General features: G+C 50.6%; 18 protein-coding genes. 13 read left to right on the top strand and 5 right to left on the bottom strand.

Features of this window, described 5'->3' with window-relative positions; translation table 11 throughout:
* Window positions 1-53 precede the first annotated feature (53 nt).
* On the top strand, window positions 54-683 hold the full coding sequence (locus tag IEW11_RS17900) for an O-methyltransferase (protein ID WP_188532435.1): 630 nt from the start codon (window positions 54-56) through the stop codon (window positions 681-683).
* Here the strand turns inward: IEW11_RS17900 and IEW11_RS17895 are convergent.
* Window positions 627-1,856, bottom strand: a complete 1,230-nt coding sequence (locus tag IEW11_RS17895) for an MFS transporter (protein ID WP_188532434.1) — start codon at window positions 1,854-1,856, stop codon at window positions 627-629. The two genes, IEW11_RS17900 and IEW11_RS17895, sit on opposite strands and share 57 nt — an antisense overlap.
* A gap of 186 nt (window positions 1,857-2,042) precedes the next feature.
* Between IEW11_RS17895 and hemE the strand changes: the two genes are divergently transcribed.
* The 9 genes from hemE to IEW11_RS17850 all read left to right on the top strand — a co-directional run bounded on the left by hemE (window position 2,043) and on the right by IEW11_RS17850 (window position 13,856).
* Window positions 2,043-3,113 (top strand): uroporphyrinogen decarboxylase, encoded by a 1,071-nt coding sequence (gene hemE / locus IEW11_RS17890; protein WP_188532433.1) that lies wholly within the window; start codon window positions 2,043-2,045, stop codon window positions 3,111-3,113.
* A complete protein-coding gene (gene hemH, locus IEW11_RS17885) occupies window positions 3,106-4,041 on the top strand; it encodes a ferrochelatase (RefSeq protein ID WP_188532432.1) in 936 nt (311 codons plus the stop codon). Before hemE ends, hemH begins: the two co-directional genes overlap by 8 nt.
* A gap of 2 nt (window positions 4,042-4,043) precedes the next feature.
* On the top strand, window positions 4,044-5,588 hold the full coding sequence (hemG, locus tag IEW11_RS17880) for a protoporphyrinogen oxidase (protein ID WP_373289345.1): 1,545 nt from the start codon (window positions 4,044-4,046) through the stop codon (window positions 5,586-5,588).
* Window positions 5,589-5,788: 200 nt separating this feature from the next.
* A complete protein-coding gene (locus IEW11_RS17875) occupies window positions 5,789-7,156 on the top strand; it encodes a CapA family protein (RefSeq protein WP_188532431.1) in 1,368 nt (455 codons plus the stop codon).
* Window positions 7,157-7,193: 37 nt separating this feature from the next.
* Window positions 7,194-7,952, top strand: coding sequence for a glycerophosphodiester phosphodiesterase (locus IEW11_RS17870; protein WP_188532430.1), 759 nt, complete (start codon window positions 7,194-7,196; stop codon window positions 7,950-7,952).
* A gap of 130 nt (window positions 7,953-8,082) precedes the next feature.
* The gene (locus IEW11_RS17865) at window positions 8,083-8,943 is read left to right on the top strand and encodes a DUF92 domain-containing protein (protein ID WP_188532502.1); all 861 of its coding nucleotides are present in this window, start codon (window positions 8,083-8,085) and stop codon (window positions 8,941-8,943) included.
* 112 nt (window positions 8,944-9,055) lie between these two features.
* Window positions 9,056-12,091: an efflux RND transporter permease subunit gene (locus tag IEW11_RS17860; protein ID WP_188532429.1), complete on the top strand. Its 3,036-nt coding sequence runs from the start codon at window positions 9,056-9,058 to the stop codon at window positions 12,089-12,091.
* Between the two features lie 18 nt (window positions 12,092-12,109).
* Window positions 12,110-12,673 (top strand): TetR/AcrR family transcriptional regulator, encoded by a 564-nt coding sequence (locus IEW11_RS17855; protein WP_188532428.1) that lies wholly within the window; start codon window positions 12,110-12,112, stop codon window positions 12,671-12,673.
* A 229-nt stretch (window positions 12,674-12,902) separates the two neighbouring features.
* Window positions 12,903-13,856, top strand: coding sequence for an NmrA/HSCARG family protein (locus tag IEW11_RS17850; RefSeq protein WP_188532427.1), 954 nt, complete (start codon window positions 12,903-12,905; stop codon window positions 13,854-13,856).
* A 91-nt stretch (window positions 13,857-13,947) separates the two neighbouring features.
* Here the strand turns inward: IEW11_RS17850 and pepF are convergent, their stop codons facing one another.
* The 3 genes from pepF to IEW11_RS17835 all read right to left on the bottom strand — a co-directional run bounded on the left by pepF (window position 13,948) and on the right by IEW11_RS17835 (window position 16,435).
* Window positions 13,948-15,741 carry an oligoendopeptidase F gene (gene pepF / locus IEW11_RS17845; RefSeq protein WP_188532426.1) on the bottom strand — a complete coding sequence of 598 codons (1,794 nt, stop codon included), beginning with the start codon at window positions 15,739-15,741 and terminating at the stop codon, window positions 13,948-13,950.
* 239 nt (window positions 15,742-15,980) lie between these two features.
* Entirely contained in the window at window positions 15,981-16,157 is a 177-nt protein-coding gene (locus IEW11_RS17840) for a hypothetical protein (protein ID WP_188532425.1), read from the bottom strand.
* A 44-nt stretch (window positions 16,158-16,201) separates the two neighbouring features.
* Window positions 16,202-16,435 carry a hypothetical protein gene (locus tag IEW11_RS17835; protein ID WP_188532424.1) on the bottom strand — a complete coding sequence of 78 codons (234 nt, stop codon included), beginning with the start codon at window positions 16,433-16,435 and terminating at the stop codon, window positions 16,202-16,204.
* A 194-nt stretch (window positions 16,436-16,629) separates the two neighbouring features.
* Between IEW11_RS17835 and IEW11_RS17830 the strand changes: the two genes are divergently transcribed.
* Window positions 16,630-17,337, top strand: coding sequence for a methyltransferase domain-containing protein (locus tag IEW11_RS17830; protein ID WP_188532423.1), 708 nt, complete (start codon window positions 16,630-16,632; stop codon window positions 17,335-17,337).
* A 102-nt stretch (window positions 17,338-17,439) separates the two neighbouring features.
* Window positions 17,440-17,637 (top strand): cold shock domain-containing protein, encoded by a 198-nt coding sequence (locus IEW11_RS17825; RefSeq protein ID WP_188532422.1) that lies wholly within the window; start codon window positions 17,440-17,442, stop codon window positions 17,635-17,637.
* A 143-nt stretch (window positions 17,638-17,780) separates the two neighbouring features.
* Here the strand turns inward: IEW11_RS17825 and IEW11_RS17820 are convergent, their stop codons facing one another.
* Window positions 17,781-18,758, bottom strand: a complete 978-nt coding sequence (locus tag IEW11_RS17820) for an aldo/keto reductase (protein ID WP_188532421.1) — start codon at window positions 18,756-18,758, stop codon at window positions 17,781-17,783.
* Between the two features lie 203 nt (window positions 18,759-18,961).
* Here IEW11_RS17820 and IEW11_RS17815 point away from each other — a divergent pair, with 203 nt between their 5' ends.
* Window positions 18,962-19,510 (top strand): TetR/AcrR family transcriptional regulator, encoded by a 549-nt coding sequence (locus IEW11_RS17815; protein WP_188532420.1) that lies wholly within the window; start codon window positions 18,962-18,964, stop codon window positions 19,508-19,510.
* Window positions 19,511-19,519 lie beyond the last annotated feature (9 nt).

Below are 19,519 nucleotides of genomic sequence, written 5' to 3'. Positions count from 1 at the left end.
AATCAAGTATAGGATAAAGTATAGCGTTTATACAACTAAGGAGGCCGTGAACGATGCTGACAGGGGAACAATACGTAGAACAATTGTACGGGGATGATGCCGATTTGGAGCGGGCAAAGCAAGGGATTCGGGCTGCCGGCATGCCGGAGATATCCATCCATGAGGGCTACGGCCGGCTGCTTACGATGCTGGTAAGGTCATCCGGTGCAAGAGATGTACTGGAAATCGGTGCGCTAGGCGGCTGCAGCGGAATTTATCTGGCGCGTGGACTGGGGCAGGAAGGAACGTTGACATCGTTGGAGCTGGAACAAAGTTATGCTGATCTTGCCTATGCCAATCTGCAAGCTTCAGGGCTGGGCGATAAAGTAAGCTATCGGATAGGGGATGCAAAGGTTAGCCTGGCTGAGCTTGCTGCAGAAGGGCGGCAGTATGATTTCTTCTTTATTGATGCGGATAAAGAGGGCTACCCCGTTTATCTGGACTGGGCGATCCGTTTAGCGCGGCCCGGCGCGATCATTGCCGGAGATAACACGCTGCTGCGCGGAAGAGTGACCGATCCGACTAAAGCAGGGCCCTCAGTAACCGCAATGCGGTCTTTTAATGAGCGGATCGCTTCGGATGAGCGATTAATCAGTACGATCCTGCCCGCTTACGACGGCCTGGCGCTTGCTGTTGTTAAGTGAATAGCGGACCCACGCAGCATTGGCAAAGAGCAGGACGGCGGATACCAGAAAAACGCCTCCGATGCCGGTCCATCCGGAGATCAAGCCCCCGATAACCGGTCCGGCCATGTTACCCAAACTTAAGGTGCTGCTGTTAAAGCTGTATGCGCGGGATTCCATGCCCTCGGGCGTAAACTTTCGAATGAGCGCGTTCACCGAAGGAATGAGGCCGCCCAAGAAGACGCCGAGCGCAAATCTGGCGACCAACAGCTGCCACACCGATCCGACGAAGGCTTGAGGGATAAACATGATGGCGGAGCCGATCAATGCGACATAAAGAATTCTCTCCGCCCCGATCTTATCGCTTAGACGTCCTAACAGCGGGGAAGCAACCATGTTCGAGAGTCCGGTTACCGATCCGACGAACCCGGCCCAGAACGCCAGGTTTTCGGCCGAGTGGTGTAATTCCTCGACATACAGCGGAATGAGCGGCATCGGCGAGAGCATGGCAAACTGGATCAAGAAGGTAACGGCAAACAAGGCGGTAAGCTGGGGCACATGGCTCAGCTCGCGAAAGCCTTGAATAACCGATACCTGTGGAATGGCAGCGGCTTTGGCCCGGTCGAAAGGTTCCTTTACCAGGAAAGCGGCCACCAGCGAAGCTAGAAAGAGCAGCGCCCCTGTGATATAGAAGATCGGGCGGAAGCCGATGGCATCGGCCATCAGACCGCCGATAAACGGTCCGAGAATCGTACCGGCAATCGCGCCTGATTGCAGCGTGCCCATGGCAAACCCCATCTTCTCTTTGGGCGTAGTCGCCGATATGAGCGATACGGAAGCCGGATTAAAACCGGAGATGGTCCCGTTCAGCATTCTTAAAAACAGTAAATGCCACGGATTTGCGGCAAAGCCCATCAGCGTCATAACGATCGCCATGCCGAATCCGGAGCGCAATAACATCATTTTGCGGCCATAACGATCGGACAGCTTGCCCCACAGCGGCTGAAACAAAAAAGACGTTACAAAGTTGCCGGCAAAGATAACGCCCGCCCACGTAGCAATCTCATGATTGTCGGTCAGGCCGAGGTCCATCTTTAAATATAAGGGCAAAAACGGGATGATCATCGTCATCCCTGCCATCACTAAAAATTGTCCGAACCATAGTACGGCCAGATTGATTTTCCATTGTTCCACGTACAAGCCGCCTCCCGGTTATTGTGCAAGACACCATTGCTACCTAGTATAACACAAGGGGAAGGGTAATAATTGTATGCGGATTGTCAAACTATTGTCATACTAGATCGTTTAATGACGGTTGTTAGCGGATAGCAAAAAGGGCATAATGGAAACAAAGGAAAAAGAGAGAAATGGGGAAAGCGAATGAGCTACAACGACCGTTTCATCCGGGCTTGCCGAAAAGAAAACGTCGATCGTCTGCCCGTTTGGTATATGAGACAGGCGGGTCGTTATGATCCCGATTACCGAAAAATTAAAGAAAAATATTCGCTGCTGGAAATTTGCAAGCAGCCTGAATTAGCCGCTGAGGTCACGATGATGCCGGTGCGGAAGCTTGGTGTGGACGCTGCGATTTTATATTCCGATATTATGAATCCGGTGGCGTCGATCGGCATTGACTTTGACATTGTGCAAAATATCGGGCCTGTCATTCATAATCCGATCCGCAGCGCCGCCGATGTAGATCGGCTTAGGCCGATCGATGTGGAAGGCGATCTATCCCATGTGATCGAAACAATTCGGATTCTTGACCGTGAACTGGAAGTTCCGCTGATCACGTTTGCCGGCGCACCGTTTACGATTGCAAGCTATTTGATCGAAGGACGTCCGTCCAAAAATTATTTGCGCACCAAAGAAATGATGTACAGTGAGCCAAAGCTGTGGCATCAACTGATGGATAAGCTTGGCGATATGGTTATCGCTTATCTGCGCGCCCATATTGCAGCCGGCGGCAAAGCGTTTCAACTGTTTGACAGCTGGGTTGGCGCGCTTGCGCCAAAGGATTTCGAACAGTTTGTGCTGCCGACGATCGAACGGATCTTTTCGGAGCTGTCGGATTTGGAGCAGCCGAAGATTTATTTCCCAGGCGTAAGCTCCGCAGAGCTGCTGCCCACTTTAAAGAACGTGCAGGCGGATGTGGTCGGACTGGATTGGCGCGTATCGATCGCGGAAGGACGCAGACGTGTGGGCGAGCAATTCGCCGTGCAGGGCAACCTGGATCCAACCGTGCTGACCGCACCGATCGAAGTGATCGAATCCTATGCCCGCAGCATCATTGACGAAGGCCTGGAAAAACCGGGTTTTATCTTCAACCTCGGCCATGGGCTATTCCCGGAAGCTTCGCTTGAGAAGCTCAAGCTTTTAACCGAGTACATTCACCGTTATTCCGCCGATGCGATAAGTAAACGCAGCAGGGAGGCGACACGAAATGGATGATCGTAAAATAGGCGTTCTAGTCATGTCCTATGGTACACCCGAGAGCATGGATGATATCGAGGAATACTATACACATATTCGGCGCGGCAATCCGCCGACACCAGAACAGCTTGCAGATCTGACGAATCGTTATGATGCGATAGTAGGAGGTTTCTTCCCTCTTCGGGAGAACACGGATCGGCAAGTATGCGGGCTGCAGGAAGCGCTGGACGCGATTGCGCCGGACACTTATGTATGTTATCAAGGCCTTAAGCATGCACGTCCTTATATTGAGGATGGTGTGAAGAAGATGGCGGAGGACGGCATACGGGAAGCAATCGGCATCGTGCTCGCGCCGCATTACTCGATTATGAGCGTGGGGAGTTATATCAAACGCGCGCAGGAATCAGCGGAAGCGCAAGGGCTGAAGATGGCATTTGTAAAAGAGTACCATCTGCATCCGAAGCTCATTCGGACATTGACGGCCCGCGTGCAGCACGGATTGAAAAAGTTCGGAGCGGACGTTCCGGCAACTGATGTGAAGGTACTGTTCAGCGCGCACAGCCTGCCAGAGCGAATCATCGAGATGAACGATCCGTATCCTCAGCAGCTGCTTGCGACATCGGCTGCGGTAGCAGAAGGGGCTGGCGTGACGGACTGGCAGTTTACATGGCAAAGCGCCGGCCGGACCCGTGAGCCTTGGCTCGGTCCAGACATTCTGGATACGCTGCAGGAGGTGCGGGAAAAAGGAGCAAACTACGTGCTGATCGCTCCGATCGGTTTTGTCTCCGACCATTTGGAAATATTATACGATGTGGATATCGAAGCAAAGTCAGTTGCGCAGCAGCTGGGGCTGAAGCTCGAGCGTATCGAGATGTTGAATACGGACCCGCTCTATATGGAGACATTAGCGGAGTCAGTCATAGCATTGCAACAAGAAAGAGGTTAACGATGATGCGGAGTACAGGACACACCGATCGAATTGTCATTATTGGCGGAGGGATCAGCGGCCTGAGCTCCGCTTTTTATTTGATGCGCCAGGCGCAGGAGCAGGGAAGGCCGATAAAGGTAACGATCGTGGAGGCTGCCGATTCCTTGGGCGGTAAAATTAATACGCTGCGCAGGGACGGCTTTGTGATCGAGAAAGGCCCGGATTCATTCCTGGCCCGGAAGCTGCCGATTATCGAGCTTACGCGTGAGCTTGGGCTTGAGAACGAACTGGCGGCGACGAATCCCGCTGCCAAGAAAACTTATATTCTAAACAGGGGCAAGCTTCATCCGATGCCGCCAGGATTGGTGCTCGGCATACCGACGGAGATCATGCCTTTTGCGAAATCCAACCTGCTCTCGGTCAAAGGGAAGCTGCGGGCATTGTTGGATTTCGTGCTCCCAAAGCGATTGGGTACGGACGATGAATCGATCGGCGGTTTCTTGGAGCGGCGCGTCGGTACGGAAGTGATGGAACGGGTTGCCGAGCCGCTGCTGGCAGGCATCTATGCGGGAGAGCTGCGCAAGCTCAGCCTTCGCGCCACATTCCCGCAGTTCCGCGAGGCGGAGCTGAAGCATGGGAGCTTGATCCGCGGCATGCGAGCCAATCGGAAAGCAGGGACCGCTGCCCAGTCGCGCATGCCTGCTGTGGCCAAGAACAGCGTCTTCCTCACTTATCGGAACGGGCTGTCAACACTCGTGGATGCCCTTGATAAAACACTTGCGGACGTGGATCGCAGGATGGGTACGAAGGTTAAGGCCATCTATCGCGTGGAGGAGGCCGTGGAGCGTATTTCGGGGGTAATTGCACAGCCGCAGGCGGAAGCGCAAGCGGGGAAAAAACCGGGCGGCATAGCGGATATGCAGCCTGAGGCGACCCCTCGTTACATGATCGAGTTGGATTCGGGGGAGCAGTTGGCGGCAGAGGCCATTATTATGACTGCGCCCGCATTCAGTGCGGCGGAGCTGATATCGCCGCATATGGACGCATCAGAACTGGAGGCCATCCGTTATGTCTCCGTCGCCAATGTTGTGTTAGCGTTTGACAAAGCAACGTTTGGGCTTGAGTTCGACGGGTCCGGCTTTGTCGTTCCGAGAACGGAAGGCAGACATATAACGGCATGCACTTGGACGTCGGCAAAATGGCTCCATTCAAGTCCGGGAGACAAAGTGCTGCTGCGCTGTTATGTCGGCCGATCGGGAGATGAAGAGTCCGTCAGTCTGCCGGATGAGCAGCTTAAGGCTCTCGTTTGCAAGGATATCGAAGAAATCATGGGCATTACAGCTGAGCCTTTATTTGTAGAGATCACCCGCTTGCACCGGTCGATGCCGCAATATCCGGTCGGCCACGTGGAAAATATGGCGCGGCTGCGCCAGCGTGCGGCTGAAAAGCTGCCTTGCGTCTGGATCACGGGCGCAGCCTTCGACGGCGTCGGCCTGCCTGACTGTGTACGGCAGGGCAAGGAGGCTGCGAAGCAGACGCTGCATAACCTTACGTATTGCGAATAGCAGTCAAGCACACGACAAGGATTCTTGTTGCATCCCATGTATCAGCTGGATGATAAAAGCCAAAAGCGGCGAGAAAAACTCGGCCCTTTTGGCTTTTATTCATTTATGCCGGATGGGTCCTGTTCCAAAAGCAGGAAGATAAATACGGCTATACCTGCTATAATAGGAAAAAGTTATTGTAGACAAAGGAGTTATCTATCATGCCATTATCCAGATCCGATACCCGCCAGCATAACAAAAATCGAAAGAAACGAAAGTTCAGACGCCTGCTGATTCTTAACGCTGCGATGCTGCTGCTCATAATAATAATATCAGGGCTGCTGCTCGCGAATCACGAAGGCTGGCTGCGGAATCAGGCCAATGAACAAGCGAATATAGCTGATGAAAGTTCGGCTGATGAGCAAGCAAGTAATACGAATAACCAATCAAATACGGCCAATGCGCAAACGGATGTAACCGAACAGCCCGGCGCAAACGAGCAGCCTCAAGAGGGACCGGCGAATACGGAAGATCCTTCAGCGCCAGCTGAAAATGAAGGAGGTTCAGGCTCCGACATACATGCCGATCCAAATGCAGGACAGCAGCCTGCTGCCGATGAGAACGAGAATGTCGTGGACAACGACAGCCGTGTGCTGCTTGCATTTGTAGGTGATATTTTGCTGGCTTCCTCCGTAGAATCATTAATGGAGAAACACGGTTACGAATATCCGTACGAAAAAGCCTTATCGTATCTCGCCGATGCTGATTTGACAGCCGGAAATCTGGAGAATCCGATAACGGAGCGTGGAACCCCTGCACCGGATAAGTCTTACATCTTCAAAGGGTCGCCCAAAAATCTCCCTGCGTTCAAGGATGCAGGCTTTGATGTTGTCAGCCTGGCAAATAATCACACCCTCGATCAAGGCGTAGAAGGATTATTGGATACGATGGGCCATCTGGATGAAGCGGGTATTCCGCATGTGGGAGCAGGCAATGACGATGTCGAAGCTTTTACACCCGTTATCCTCGAATCCAAGGGTGTAAGGGTGGCCTATCTCGGATTAAGCAGAGTTGTACCGGTCGTGGAGTGGAAAGCAGAGAAATATCGTGCGGGCGTTGCCGAGACCTATGATACCACCCGTGCTGTCGAAGCGATTAAAAAAGCGAGTGATGAAGCGGATATCGTCGTTGTAATGGTCCATTGGGGGCAAGAGCTGAATGATTATCCGTTAGACTATCAAAAATCATTTGCCCGGGAGTATATCGATGCCGGGGCAGATCTTGTCATCGGTTCGCATCCGCATGTGCTGCAGGGCTTCGAGCAGTATAAGGGCAAATGGATCGCCTACAGCCTAGGCAACTTTATCTTTAATATGACCAGGACTGAACGGGCAGCGGACACCGGGGTTCTGGACGCTACTTGTGATCGCGCAGGAGACTGCTCGCTGCGGTTTCATCCAATGAGAGCAGTGGCATCTCAGCCTGCGCCGCTTGAAGATGATGATGCAGCGGCACTTCTTCAAAGGATAGCATCTCTATCATTTAACGTTTCGATCGATGCGCAGGGGCATTTGATTCCTAACGAATAATAGGGATGAATGACATTCATGAGTCTGGAGGGTATAAATGAATAATCTTTGTGTCGCACACCGCGGCGCTTCGGGCGAGGCCCCGGAAAATACGATGGCAGCCATTCATCTGGCGATGGCGTCTCCGCTCGTTCAATGGATTGAAATCGATGTACAGCTAACGAAGGACGGCATTCCGGTACTTATCCATGATGATACAGTAAATCGCACGACGAACGGCAAGGGAAGAGTAGCTGATTATACGTTAGCAGAGCTCAAACGGCTGGATGCGGGAAGATGGTTCGGCCGGTCCTTTGCAGGAGAAACGATCCCAACGCTGGAGCAGGTGTTAGAGGCCACGGTAGGACGCTGCAGGCTCAATGTGGAGCTGAAGACTTATGGCGGGAGATATCCTGAGTTGGAGAAAAAAGTGGTCGAGTTGCTGTATAAATGGAATCTGCAGCACGATACGGTCATTACGTCGTTTGATACAGCCTCGCTGCGCAAGGTCAGAGGATTAAGCCATGAGATTATGACAGGTTTAATTATCGATGGCGCTCCTGCGTCGTTAATTGATGATTTACGACGATTGGATGCCCGATTTCTGTCCATTGGATACAGGCATGTCAATGCGGCCAGGATGGCTGCTTTCAATGAGGCATGCATACAGGTAATGGCTTGGACCATTAATGATCAGGCGATAATGACTCGAGTAGCCGGGATCAGCCCTAAGTTAATGATCTGTACAAATTATCCGGAGCGCTGGGAGAAGGCGGTTTTATCACAGAGGAATCGTCCATCCGGGCTATTCCGTTAAACGGCAATATGTTCATGCCGCATTAAACACCGAAAAAGCAAGGAAAAGACGCCTAGACGCCTTCTCCTTGCCTTTTCGTTTACCTGGTCAGGAAAACATGAAGTCGGGAAAGGACGTTGTTACGTTGTTCATGGAATGGTTATCTGAGTGGTGGGTTCGGCTGGCAGTAGGCTTGGCGGGAAGCGGAGCGGTATCGGGTTTCGCTTATCGGCGCGCAGCGTTATCGGGTTCGGGAGCTTGGTCAGCGGTTGCTATGGGGACGGCATTTGTCGTCTTGGGCGGGCCGGTATGGTTCGGAACACTGCTGGCCTTCTTTATATCATCGACCTTCTGGTCGAAATGGAAACGCCGGCACCGCGCGAAGCAATCCGCAGAAGCGAGATATGCCAAGTCCGGCCGCCGCGATGCCGCTCAGGTATGGGCCAATGGCGGGCTAGGCTTGCTGCTATGCGCGGGCAACGCGATCTGGCCTGATCTCGGCTGGCTGGTCGCATTCACAGGCGTCATGGCTGCCGTGAATGCCGACACATGGGCCACCGAGATCGGGGCCCTCAGCCGCAGGGCGCCGCGCGTGCTGTTAAGCGGCGCGCGCGTGCCGGCGGGCACGAGCGGCGGAGTCACGCCGCTCGGCAGCGCGGCCGCGCTGGGCGGCGCCGCCTTCATCGGCGCTGCGGCAGCACTGCTGGCTGCTGCCGCGCCCATAACGGCGGCAGCGCCCCTCAGCGGCCAGGCGGCGACAGCGCTCGCCGCGATCGCCGCCGTGGCCGGCCTGGCCGGCGCCTTCGCCGACTCGCTGCTCGGCGCGTCGGGCCAGGCCATGTTCCGCTGCCGGATATGCGGCAGCGAAACCGAACGCGCCGAGCATTGCGGTGCGCAGACTGAGCACATCCGCGGTTATGCGTGGATGAATAACGACCTCGTCAACCTGATGTCATCGGCATTCGCAGGCTTGCTCGCTTGGGGATTGGGCGTCGGGTTAATCATCCCTTGACAAAGGTTATACAAAACCTTATACTCTTGTCTGACTAACCAGTCAGTCAGAGGGAAAAATAAACCATAAGGGAGTTCCAAACCAATACGTTTTGGAAAAGGGTGGGAGAGAAATGCAATTTTTAACGAGATTTAGCCTCAAGAATGCCGCCGCAGTGCTCATTATTGCGGTGCTTTTAATCGGAGGGGGTGTTTACAGCTTCCTGACACTGAAGTCGGATTTGCTGCCTGATATCGAGTTTCCTCAGCTTTCGATTACGGCTGTTTATCCGGGCGCTTCCGCGGAGGATGTCAATCAGAAAGTGACAACCCCGCTTGAAGAGCAGTTGAAAGGCGTGGAAGGGCTCAGCGATTTGACGAGCCAATCACTGGAGAGTGTCTCCCGCATCCAGCTTTCCTTCCCTGTCGGTACCGATATGGATCAAGCGACTCAAAGTGTCAATGATCTGATCGGCTCTGCTAATTTGCCGGATGAAGTCAACACGCCGACTGTGAGCCGTTTCTCATTCAGCGCGGTACCGGTCCTCAATATAGCGCTGTTCAGCAAGAATGAGGAGAATGCGGAGCAGTGGGTCAAAGAGGCGCTCAAGCCGGAGCTGCAGCAAATCGATGGGGTCAATTCGGTGGCACTGTCCGCTGTGGGGCAGCAATATTTGCAGATTACCGTGGATAACGGCAAAGCGGCACAGGCAGGCATCAGTCTGAATGCGATCAAAGAAAATATCGACAATGCCTTTTTCTCCTTCCCGGCCGGAGCGGTCACGGAGGAATCGGTTGTCGTTCCGGTCCATGTTGAGCAAAAGCTGACGAAGCTCAGCGAGCTGGAGGCGCTCACGATCGTGTCACCGATTACGCAGCAGCCAGTAGCAATATCGGATATTGCTTCTATCGAAAGTATAGAGGAGCGCAGCGAGCTTGCGCGTTACAATCTTCAAAACAGCATCGCGCTCTTGATCAATAAGAAACAGGATGCCAATACGGTCGAAGTAGCCGACCGGGTGATCGAGACGCTGGATAAATATAAAGACCGCATCGACTATGTGATGATATTCGATCAATCGGAGGGCATAAAAAGCTCGATCAAAGAGTTGGTATCCAAAGGGCTGTTCGGCGCGTTATTCGCTGCCTTAACGGTACTGATCTTCCTGCGCAACATCCGAGCGACATTTATATCCGTACTCTCCATCCCGCTATCCTTGTTAATCGCCGCTATTTTCATCAAATGGTGGGGCTTTACATTGAACGTGATGAGCTTGGCGGGTATGGCTGTCGCGGTAGGACGCGTCGTCGACGACAGTATTATCGTCATCGAGAATATCTATCGCAAGCTCAAGCTGAATCCGACCGCCGACCGGACGGCCATCACGATAGAAGGCACGAAGGAAATGATGAGCGCGATTCTGTCTTCCACGATAACAACGGTGGTCGTGTTCCTGCCATTAGGCCTTGTTGGAGGCATCACCGGAGCGTTTTTCCTGCCGTTTGCCTTGACCGTTGTCGTCGCGCTGCTTGCATCGCTCCTCGTGTCCATCACGATCGTGCCGGTGCTGGCCCGAGTATCCTTCGTCAAGCTGCATGAGGAGAAGAAGGAACCGTTCTATGTACGCTGGTATGAGCGTATCATTCGTTATGGCCTTCGTCATAAAGCCGTCGTCCTATTATCGGCTGTTATCCTGCTGATTGGCTCCGGCCTGCTTTACCAATTCAGCAATGTCGGATTCGTCTTCCTGCCGAATGAGAAGCAGAAGATTATTTCGGCAACCGTTGAGCTGCCGCCTTCCACAACCTTGGAGAAAACCGGCGAGGTATCGCTCATCATCGAAGAGAGCCTGGAACAGCAAAAAGACAAATATGAGAAGCGGTTCGTCTCGATCGGCGGATTTGATTTTGCAACGGGCTCTACGCTGCCTAACCGTGCGGTCTACTTTATTGAACTGGCGGATAACGTGGATACGGACGAGGAAATTAAAACGCTCGAGCGCCAGTTTGATACGATATTGACGGCAGAGGCCCCTGGTTCTTCATGGAGCGTGCAGGAGCAGGCGACCGGCGGTCCACCGACCAACAATAATGTTGATATCGATCTGTTCTCCGATGATCTAACCGAGCTTGAAGCTGCTTCCGCCCAAGTTGAAGAGTTGATGAGCGCGCGGGTGGATTTGAAAAACGTCTCCAATAACATGCAGGAGAAGCAGCAGCAATGGTCTGTTAAGCTGGACAATGCAAAAATGAAAGAATATGGCCTCTCGTCCTTCATGGTGCTCGGCATGATCACCGACAGGACGAAGCCGGTCGATGTCGGAACCTTTGTATTGGGTGATGAACCCCATGAAATCAGGCTTAACTACAGCCGGCCATTGGAAGGCCAAGAAGAGCTGGAAGGGTTAATGTTATTCAGCGAACGGGGTCCGATCGCTTTAAATGAGGTTGCTGAAGTCGAGCAAACGGAAGTGTATACTTCTATTCAAAAGTTAAATGAGCGGGTATATGCAAGAGTAACGGGACAGGTGCAGGGCAATGATGTCCGCTCCGTTACGCAGGATGTCGCAGAAGCAGTGAAACAGCTTGACCTGCCTGCCGGCGTCTCGCTTGAATCAGGCGGCGGAAGCGATGAAACGACCCAGACGTTCATTGATATCGGCATTGCGATGATTATCGCGATCGGGCTCGTCTATTTAACGATGCTGATCTTCTTCGGGCGAGCCCGGGTGCCGTTTATTATTATGACCTCGCTGTTATTTGTGCCGATTGGCGCTTTGCTCGGCTTGGTAATCGCGCAAGAACCGCTTTCGATGAGCGCAATGATCGGATTGCTGATGCTGATCGGTATTGTCGTGACGAATGCGATCGTACTGGTAGATCGGATTAATCAGAACCGCGAGAGTGGATTAACGATTCGTGAAGCATTGATCGAGTCGGGCAAAACCCGGCTTCGTCCGATCCTGATGACCGCACTTGCAACGATCGCAGCGCTGCTGCCGCTTGTATTCTCCACTCCGGAGGGCGGATTGATCTCCCGCGGCCTGGCTGTCGTCGTCGTAGGCGGATTAACCACTTCAACGCTGCTCACCGTTATCTTTCTGCCGGTTATTTATGAGCTGGCGTTTTTCAGGCAGCATCGCAAGGAACAGAGAGCGCAAAGCCATTAGCATGAAGGAGGGGTTATTGTGAGCGCCGCACATGGTGATAAATTAAACGCGATTCTCGATGCGGCGTATCGTCTGTTCGGTACTAGAGGTTACTACGAAACGAAGATGTCCGACATCGCAGAGGAAGCAGGCATTGCCAAAGGAACGCTGTACCTGTATTTTTCCAGTAAAGAAGAGCTGTTTACAGCAATGACCAAGCGGGATTTCGATGGGTTCATCCATCAATTGCGCATTGTCCTTCAATGTGCGCACACACTGGAAGAGCAATTAACAGCGGCCGCGGCACATCATCTGACTTATTATTACCGGGTGAAGGATTACACGAGACTGTTCTTTCATGCCCCGAATAATGATCAGGCCTTGATGGATGCATTGAACGAATTTCTTCAGCGTTATAGCGGCATCATTGCGGAGCTCCTTACATCGTATGATATTGCCAACCCGAAGCTGCATGCCCAATCCTTTATTGGCATTCTCGATGTGTTTAAGATGGATATCTTATTTAATCCGATGTTTACGGAGGAAGATCTCGAGCTTCGCATTGACTTTGCCGTAACATTGTTTCGTTATGGCTGCAAATAACAAGCCTAAAAATCTTTCGTGTTTGCTCAGCGAGGGAGGGAATCTCCCTTGCTTTTTTCGTTTAGGCTTGTATTCAAATGAAGGGCATGCGACAGCGGAATATGTCGTTTAATCGTATGATATATCGGAAAAGAACATAATTTCAGATAATTCTGAATTTATATTTACATTTGTTCGATCGCATATTAATCTTATTTTGTAAGTAACTTAATTTGAAGGGAGAATGGGAATGGCTGAGAAAAAGATCATTGCAGTAATGGGTGCCACCGGCGCGCAGGGAAATGGTTTGGTGAAGGCAATTCTGAACGATCCTGACGGGGGCTTTGCTGTCCGGGCGATCACAAGGGATGTGAACAGCGAAAAGGCAAAGGAGCTTGCTGAGTTAGGAGCAGAAGTCGTAGCGGCGGACCTTGATAACGCTGAAAGTGTGCAGCAGGCATTTGGGGGCGCTTATGGCGCATTTTGCGTGACATTCTTTTGGAATCATTTTTCACCGGACAAAGAAATTGAACATGTTCAAATTATGGCTGAGGCAGCCAAACGGGCTGGTCTCCAGCATGTCATCTGGTCCACTCTTGAGGATACGCGGAAATGGATTCCGCTTAGTGATGACCGTATGCCAACACTGCTGGACCAGTATAAAGTGCCGCATTTTGATGCAAAAGGTTCGGCGGACCGGTTCTTCGTGAATGCAGGCGTGCCGACTACGTTCCTCTTAGCGTCGTTCTATTGGGATAATATGATCCATTTTGGTATGGGTCCTAAAAGGGGAGAAGACGGCGCGCTTGCGATTACGTTCCCTATGGGCAACAAAAAGCTGGTGGGCATCGGCGCTGAAGATATCGGCAAATGCGCGTACGGAATTTTAAAAGCAGGCCCTGCTGAGTATGCCGGCAAGTTCGTGGGCATAGCAGGGGATCATTTGACGGGTGAGGAGCTGGCTGCCGAACTAACAAAGGCATTTAATGAAGAGGTTCGCTACAATGCAGTTTCCCCTGAAGTTTATCGCAGCTTTGGCTTCCCCGGCGCGGACGATTTGGGCAATATGTTTCAGTATTATCAAGAGTTTGATCAGGTATTTTGCGCATCAAGAGACCTCGAAGTTTCCCGTACATTAAATCCTTCACTACAACGTTTCGAAGACTGGCTTACTCAAAACAAACAGCTTATCCCGATTGATTAAAGCAAGGCATACATGTTAATAATAAAACGATAAAGTAAGAAGAAAGCCATCCGGAACGAATCAGGTTCCGGATGGCTTTTGTTCAGCATTCTTAATTTTTCGTCAGCTGCTCCATTTGCTCGATCAGGCTTTCGAATACGCTCATGGCTTGGCTGATCGGCTCAGGCGAAGACATATCTACGCCTGCTTTTTTGAGGATATTGATGGAATAATCGCTTCCCCCGCTCTTCAGGAACCCAAGGTAGCGTTCAACGGCAGGTGCGCCTTCCTCCAAAATCTGTTTAGAAAAGCTCGTTGCAGCGGAGAAGCCGGTCGCATATTTGTATACATAAAAGCTGGTATAAAAATGGGGGATACGCGCCCATTCCATCTCAATGTCCTGATCGACGACCATTTCATCACCGTGGTATTTCACATTCAGATCATAGTATATTTTGCTGAGCTCCTGCGGTGTCAGCGACTCGCCTTGCTCAACTTTCTCGTGAATGATTTTCTCGAACTCGGCGAACATCGTTTGACGGAATACCGTTGTCCGGAATTGGTCTGCATAATAGGTGAGCAGGTACATCTTTTCCTTCACGTCGGTTGATCTCTCCAGCATGTAGTGCATCAGCAGCGCCTCGTTCAGCGTTGATGCGACCTCTGCAAGGAAGATCGTATACTGTGCATCGCGATAAGGCTGCGCTTCGTCCGAAAAGTAGGAATGAAGGGCATGGCCCATTTCATGCGTGAGCGTAAACATGCTGTTCAGATTATCATTATGGTTAAGCAGCACATAAGGATGCGTGCCGTAAGCGCCCCAGCTGTATGCGCCGCTGCGTTTGCCTTCGTTCTCGTACACATCGATCCAGCTGTTCTCAAGGCCTTGCTGCAGCACATTCAGGTAGTTTTCGCCAAGCGGTTTCAAGCTTTCTTTGACCTTTTGTTTCGCTTCCTCGTAAGAGATTTCCATCTTGAATTCATCCACGAGCGGCGCAAACAAATCGTACATATGCAGTTCATCGACTTTTAGCAGCTGTTTGCGCAGCTTCATATAGCGATGCATCAGCGGAAGGTGGTCATGGATCGTATCAATCAAATTCGTATAGACTTCCTTCGGAATATTGTCGCCGAATAAAGACATTTCCAGCACGGAAGGATATTTGCGCGCGCGGGCATAAAAAATGTTTTTCGTCACATTTGCATTTAGAGTGGCAGCAAGCGTGTTTTTCATTTTACCGTACGTTTCGTACATGGCCTTGAACGCTTCGCGGCGGACGTCGCGGTTCTTGCTCTCAAGAAACTGAATATAACGCCCATGGGTTAATTCGACCTCTTCACCCTGCTCATTCTTGACCTTAGGAAATTTCATGTCCGCATTGTTCAGCATGCTGAAGATCGTGCCAGGCGCCTGGCTCACATTGCCGACCTGGGCAAGCAGCATTTCCTCTGTCTTGGAAAGCACGTGACCTTTTTGGCGGCGCATCTCTTCAAGCGTGTTGCGGAACGCTGCCAGCTCCGGATGCTCAATGAATGAAGCCAATTCCTCATCGGACAGGCTGAGTACCTCCGGCGTGATGAAAGAGAGAGCTTCTCCGGTCTCTACGCTCAGCTTCTTGGACTTATCGGATAGCGATTGATACGTCGGGTCAGCCATATCCTCATGGTGCCGCATGTTGGCATACACGTAGAGCCGCTCCACATGAAGGGAGAGCTCATCTTCGAGCTCGAAGCACTGCTTCAATTGAAGCGGATCGGCCAGCTTGCCTTCAAAGCCGGCAACCTTGGACATCAGCTGTTTTGCTTCCGCGTATTCTTTGTCCCATGCGGCTTGATCAGGGAACAGATCCTCCAGCTTCCATCGGTGTTCTTGCTTGGTCTCGGAACGTTTGAGAACTGTATTCATAGGGATCCTCCTCGGTTTATGTATCGTATCATTTGCTTGGCTTACCATGGGGCCTAAGACAAGGGATCGCTTCGCGGGCGGTGCAGCGGACAACAAAAGGCCGAGGGACAAAAGGATGTTCAACCATTTCAAAGGTGTCACGGCTCCAATATCATTTTGCCCCTAGTATGTTCCTTTTTCACCCATTTCATGAATCGCCCGGAAGTCTGTCGTTACTTATCATGTTGTATGCTGCTTTGTTATCCCATATTCAAAAAACTGGCGACAACAAGAAAAAAAGCAAAAGCGATAAGAGCGATTGCAATGAGGGCGGTGCCGCGTCTCATTCCCGCCGGGATTTGCTCGCGCTTCATAATCAGAATGGCACCAAGCGAGAATGCCGCAATAATGAAAATAATTGTTGCAGTTGAGTCCATCGTGCTCCTCCTGGCGTAAATGTGTTACAGGTATTAACCGGGTACTAAACTTCTTTGAACGCTTTAATAATCGCTTCCCGCTCTTGCTCTTTCCCTACGTAGCTCTCCGGGCGGAAGCGGTTCTCTGCCCAATGCATCATTTGGGGACGGCTGACGAAGGTGTGGCACTCTTCCCCCCATTGATCGGAAATTTCCCGAACAATGAGCGTTTTTCCTTGTACCTCGACCGTTAACATGTTGTATTTGTCGGTTTTGTAGATCTCATATTTCTTAAACATGATGGTTCTTAGCCTCATTTCCTATACAAAAGCTTTTCTTACCATCATAGCGAAAATATGGGGTAGAAAGCAACCGGAAACCATGATAGAATTCGATTAATCCTTCCCAGTCTTTAGCACTGCGTTAACGGGAAGGCTGGAAGGCAGACGAGAAGAGCTGAGCAAGATGAGACGAGATGAGGAGAGATGAGAAGATGAGCAGCAATGGGTATGAGCAAGTTGGCGTAGCGATGACCTGCAGAGGATTTGAGGAGTACAGGAGGATGTTCGGGCTGACATCTGAAGATTTACTCGCTGGCGAGGTGCTGGATGTCGCAGCAGGCGCGTCGTCGTTCACAGCGGATGCGAACGGGCTTGGTTACAAGGCCTTGGCTGTCGATCCCCGTTATGCGCTTGATGCCGGACAGTTGAAGCAGGAGGCGGCAGAGGAGATTGATGTCTCCACAACCAAGCTAGAAGGCTTGCAGGAGCATTACGACTGGACTTATTACGGAAACTTGAAACGTCACAAGGAAGGCAGAATCGCTTCTCTCGAGCGGTTTGTCGCCGACAGAACAGCGTTGGACTTTCAATCAAGATATATAGCCGGCAAACTGCCGGAGCTGCCATTTGAGAGCAGCCGTTTTTCCCTTGTCCTGTGCAGTCATTTCTTATTTCTGTACGGGCAGCAGTTCGATATGGAATTTCATCGGCAAGCGCTGCGTGAGCTGATCCGGGTATGCCGCCCGGGAGGTCAGATTCGAATCTACCCTTTGGTCACCCTTCGTTTCGAACGGTTTCCAGGGCTGGATCAGCTGCTCGAACTCATTCGCGAAAGCGGTGCAAGTGCAGAATTTCGGAAGTCGGAGCTTCCTTTCATCCCGGGATCTTCCCAGCATCTGAACATTCGAGTACAGCATTAATCCCATTTATTCGGAGTTTGGAATTGCAATTTCCAGTTCGCTGCGATATAATGGGATTACTCGTCGTTCATAAACGGCGGTCATTTTTAGGAGGTTGTTCATTTGAAAGGAACAGTTAAGTGGTTTAACGCAGAAAAAGGTTACGGATTCATCCAAGTTGACAATGGTGACGATGTATTCGTACACTATTCCGCAATCCAAGGAGATGGCTTCAAATCTTTGGAAGAAGGTCAAGCGGTAGAATTCGATATTACTGACGGCAACCGTGGACCCCAAGCAGCTAACGTAACAAAATTATAAGATTAACGTTTCGACGAAACGGCTTATAATTGTGCAAGGCTGCTACAACATAAGAGACTCCCGCCATTTATGGCAGGGGTCTTTTCTTAATTTATGTGTAGAACATGTAACTAGGGCATTCGCGAGACATTCTCCCTGTCCTCCTAAAGTTCTCTTAACTTTGCAATATCTTCATCTGTCCGGTTGCCATGAATCTCAATGTTTGCAAGTTCTTCCTCAATTTGATCGTACTCATCATCCGTAAGCTCTACTTCGGCTGCCCCCAGATTTTCCTGAATGCGTTCTAGCTTTCGTGAACCGGGAATGGGTACGATAAAATCTTTTTTATGTAGCATCCACGCCAGAGATATCTGTGCCGGTGTAGCTTTCCTTGATTCTGCAAACCGGGTAATCAAATCCAGCAACGGCTGATTTGCGATTATGTTATCCCGATCGAAGCGAGTGATGACCCTTCTCACATCGTCCCCCTCATATTTGGTATCTTTGCTGATTTTCCCAGATAAAAATCCACTGGCTAGAGGCGAAAACGGAACAAAGCCGATACCTAGTTCTTCACAGGTAGGGATAACATCTTTTTCGAACATTCGCTCCATGATGGAATACTCACTCTGAATGGCGGTCAGCGGCGTCACAGCATGGGCACGTCTAATTTCTTCCTCTGTTGCTTGGGACTGTCCCCAGGCAAGAATTTTCCCTTCCTTGATAAGTTCACCCATACTGAATGCTATTTCTTCCACGGGAATATCCTTATTCACTCTGTGCTGATAATACAGGTCAATATGGTCTGTCCTGAGTCTTTTCAAGGAAGCTTCCACGTGAGTCCGTATCTGCTGCAGCGTCGTCTCCTTTGAAGCAGTAGCGCTATCTTTTACAATTCTAAACTTGGTGGCAAGGATAATTTTGTCCCGGATGGGTTTTAGAGCTTCCCCCACTAGTTCTTCATTGGAACCATTACCATATCCTTCGGCGGTGTCAAAGAAGGTGCAACCCAAATGATACGCCTGACGGATTAATCGGATCGACTCGTTTCTGTCCGGTCCACTGCCGTATCCGTGACTGAACCCCATGCAACCCAAACCAATCGATGAAACCTCTAAATCTCTTATAAAACGTTTCTTCATATCATTCACCCTTTCTATTGCTATAGGCAAAATTTACAGCGCTCGTGTAACAAATACACTTTGATGTATTAGGTGACATCTGTGTATAATGATAAAAAGAAATAGGATACGCTGCAATTCCTAAATGACCATGATTCGTGTATTAGTGCACAAATCAATTAATATTGTGTTATTACTTTTAAGAATGTTTGGTGATGATCATAATGTCTAAGGTGGATAGAAGAATACTCAAATCTCAAGAAGCGATAAAAAAAGCTGTTATTGAACTGATGTCTGAAAAAAAATTTGATACCATTACGGTACAAGATATTTCCGACAGGGCAAATCTTAGCCGGAAAACCTTCTATCTTCATTACCTAGATAAATTTGATTTACTGGATAAGCTCATTGAGGAACATATCGACGAACTTCGAGAAATCTGTGAACCTGCGTCTGACATGAATGCTGTAGAGGGCAATATCAGCTGGTTCGAGTACTTTGAACGAAATTATGTCTTCTTTTCAGCCATGCTAGCCAGCAAAGGAGCCCCCTTCTTTCGTAGTCGGTTCCTTAAGTTTGTCGTGGAGGATATCAAGAATAGCTGGGATATGATGGAGGGAAAGAAGAGTGGTATAAACGAAGATGTTATTCTTCAATTTTTCGCGCCTGCTTACGTGGGGATCGTGGAATGGTGGTTTACAAATGGCATGCCCTATCCCCCTCAAGTCATGAATAAGCAGGTAGGGATTCTGTTAGAGAAGAACCTATCCTAGTGATCTTCA

The sequence above is a fragment of the Paenibacillus abyssi genome (assembly GCF_014640295.1).
Lineage (GTDB): Bacteria > Bacillota > Bacilli > Paenibacillales > Paenibacillaceae > Paenibacillus_D > Paenibacillus_D abyssi.
The sequence above is the reverse complement of the archived record's forward strand: the minus strand, read 5'-3'. Positions and strand labels throughout refer to the sequence as shown.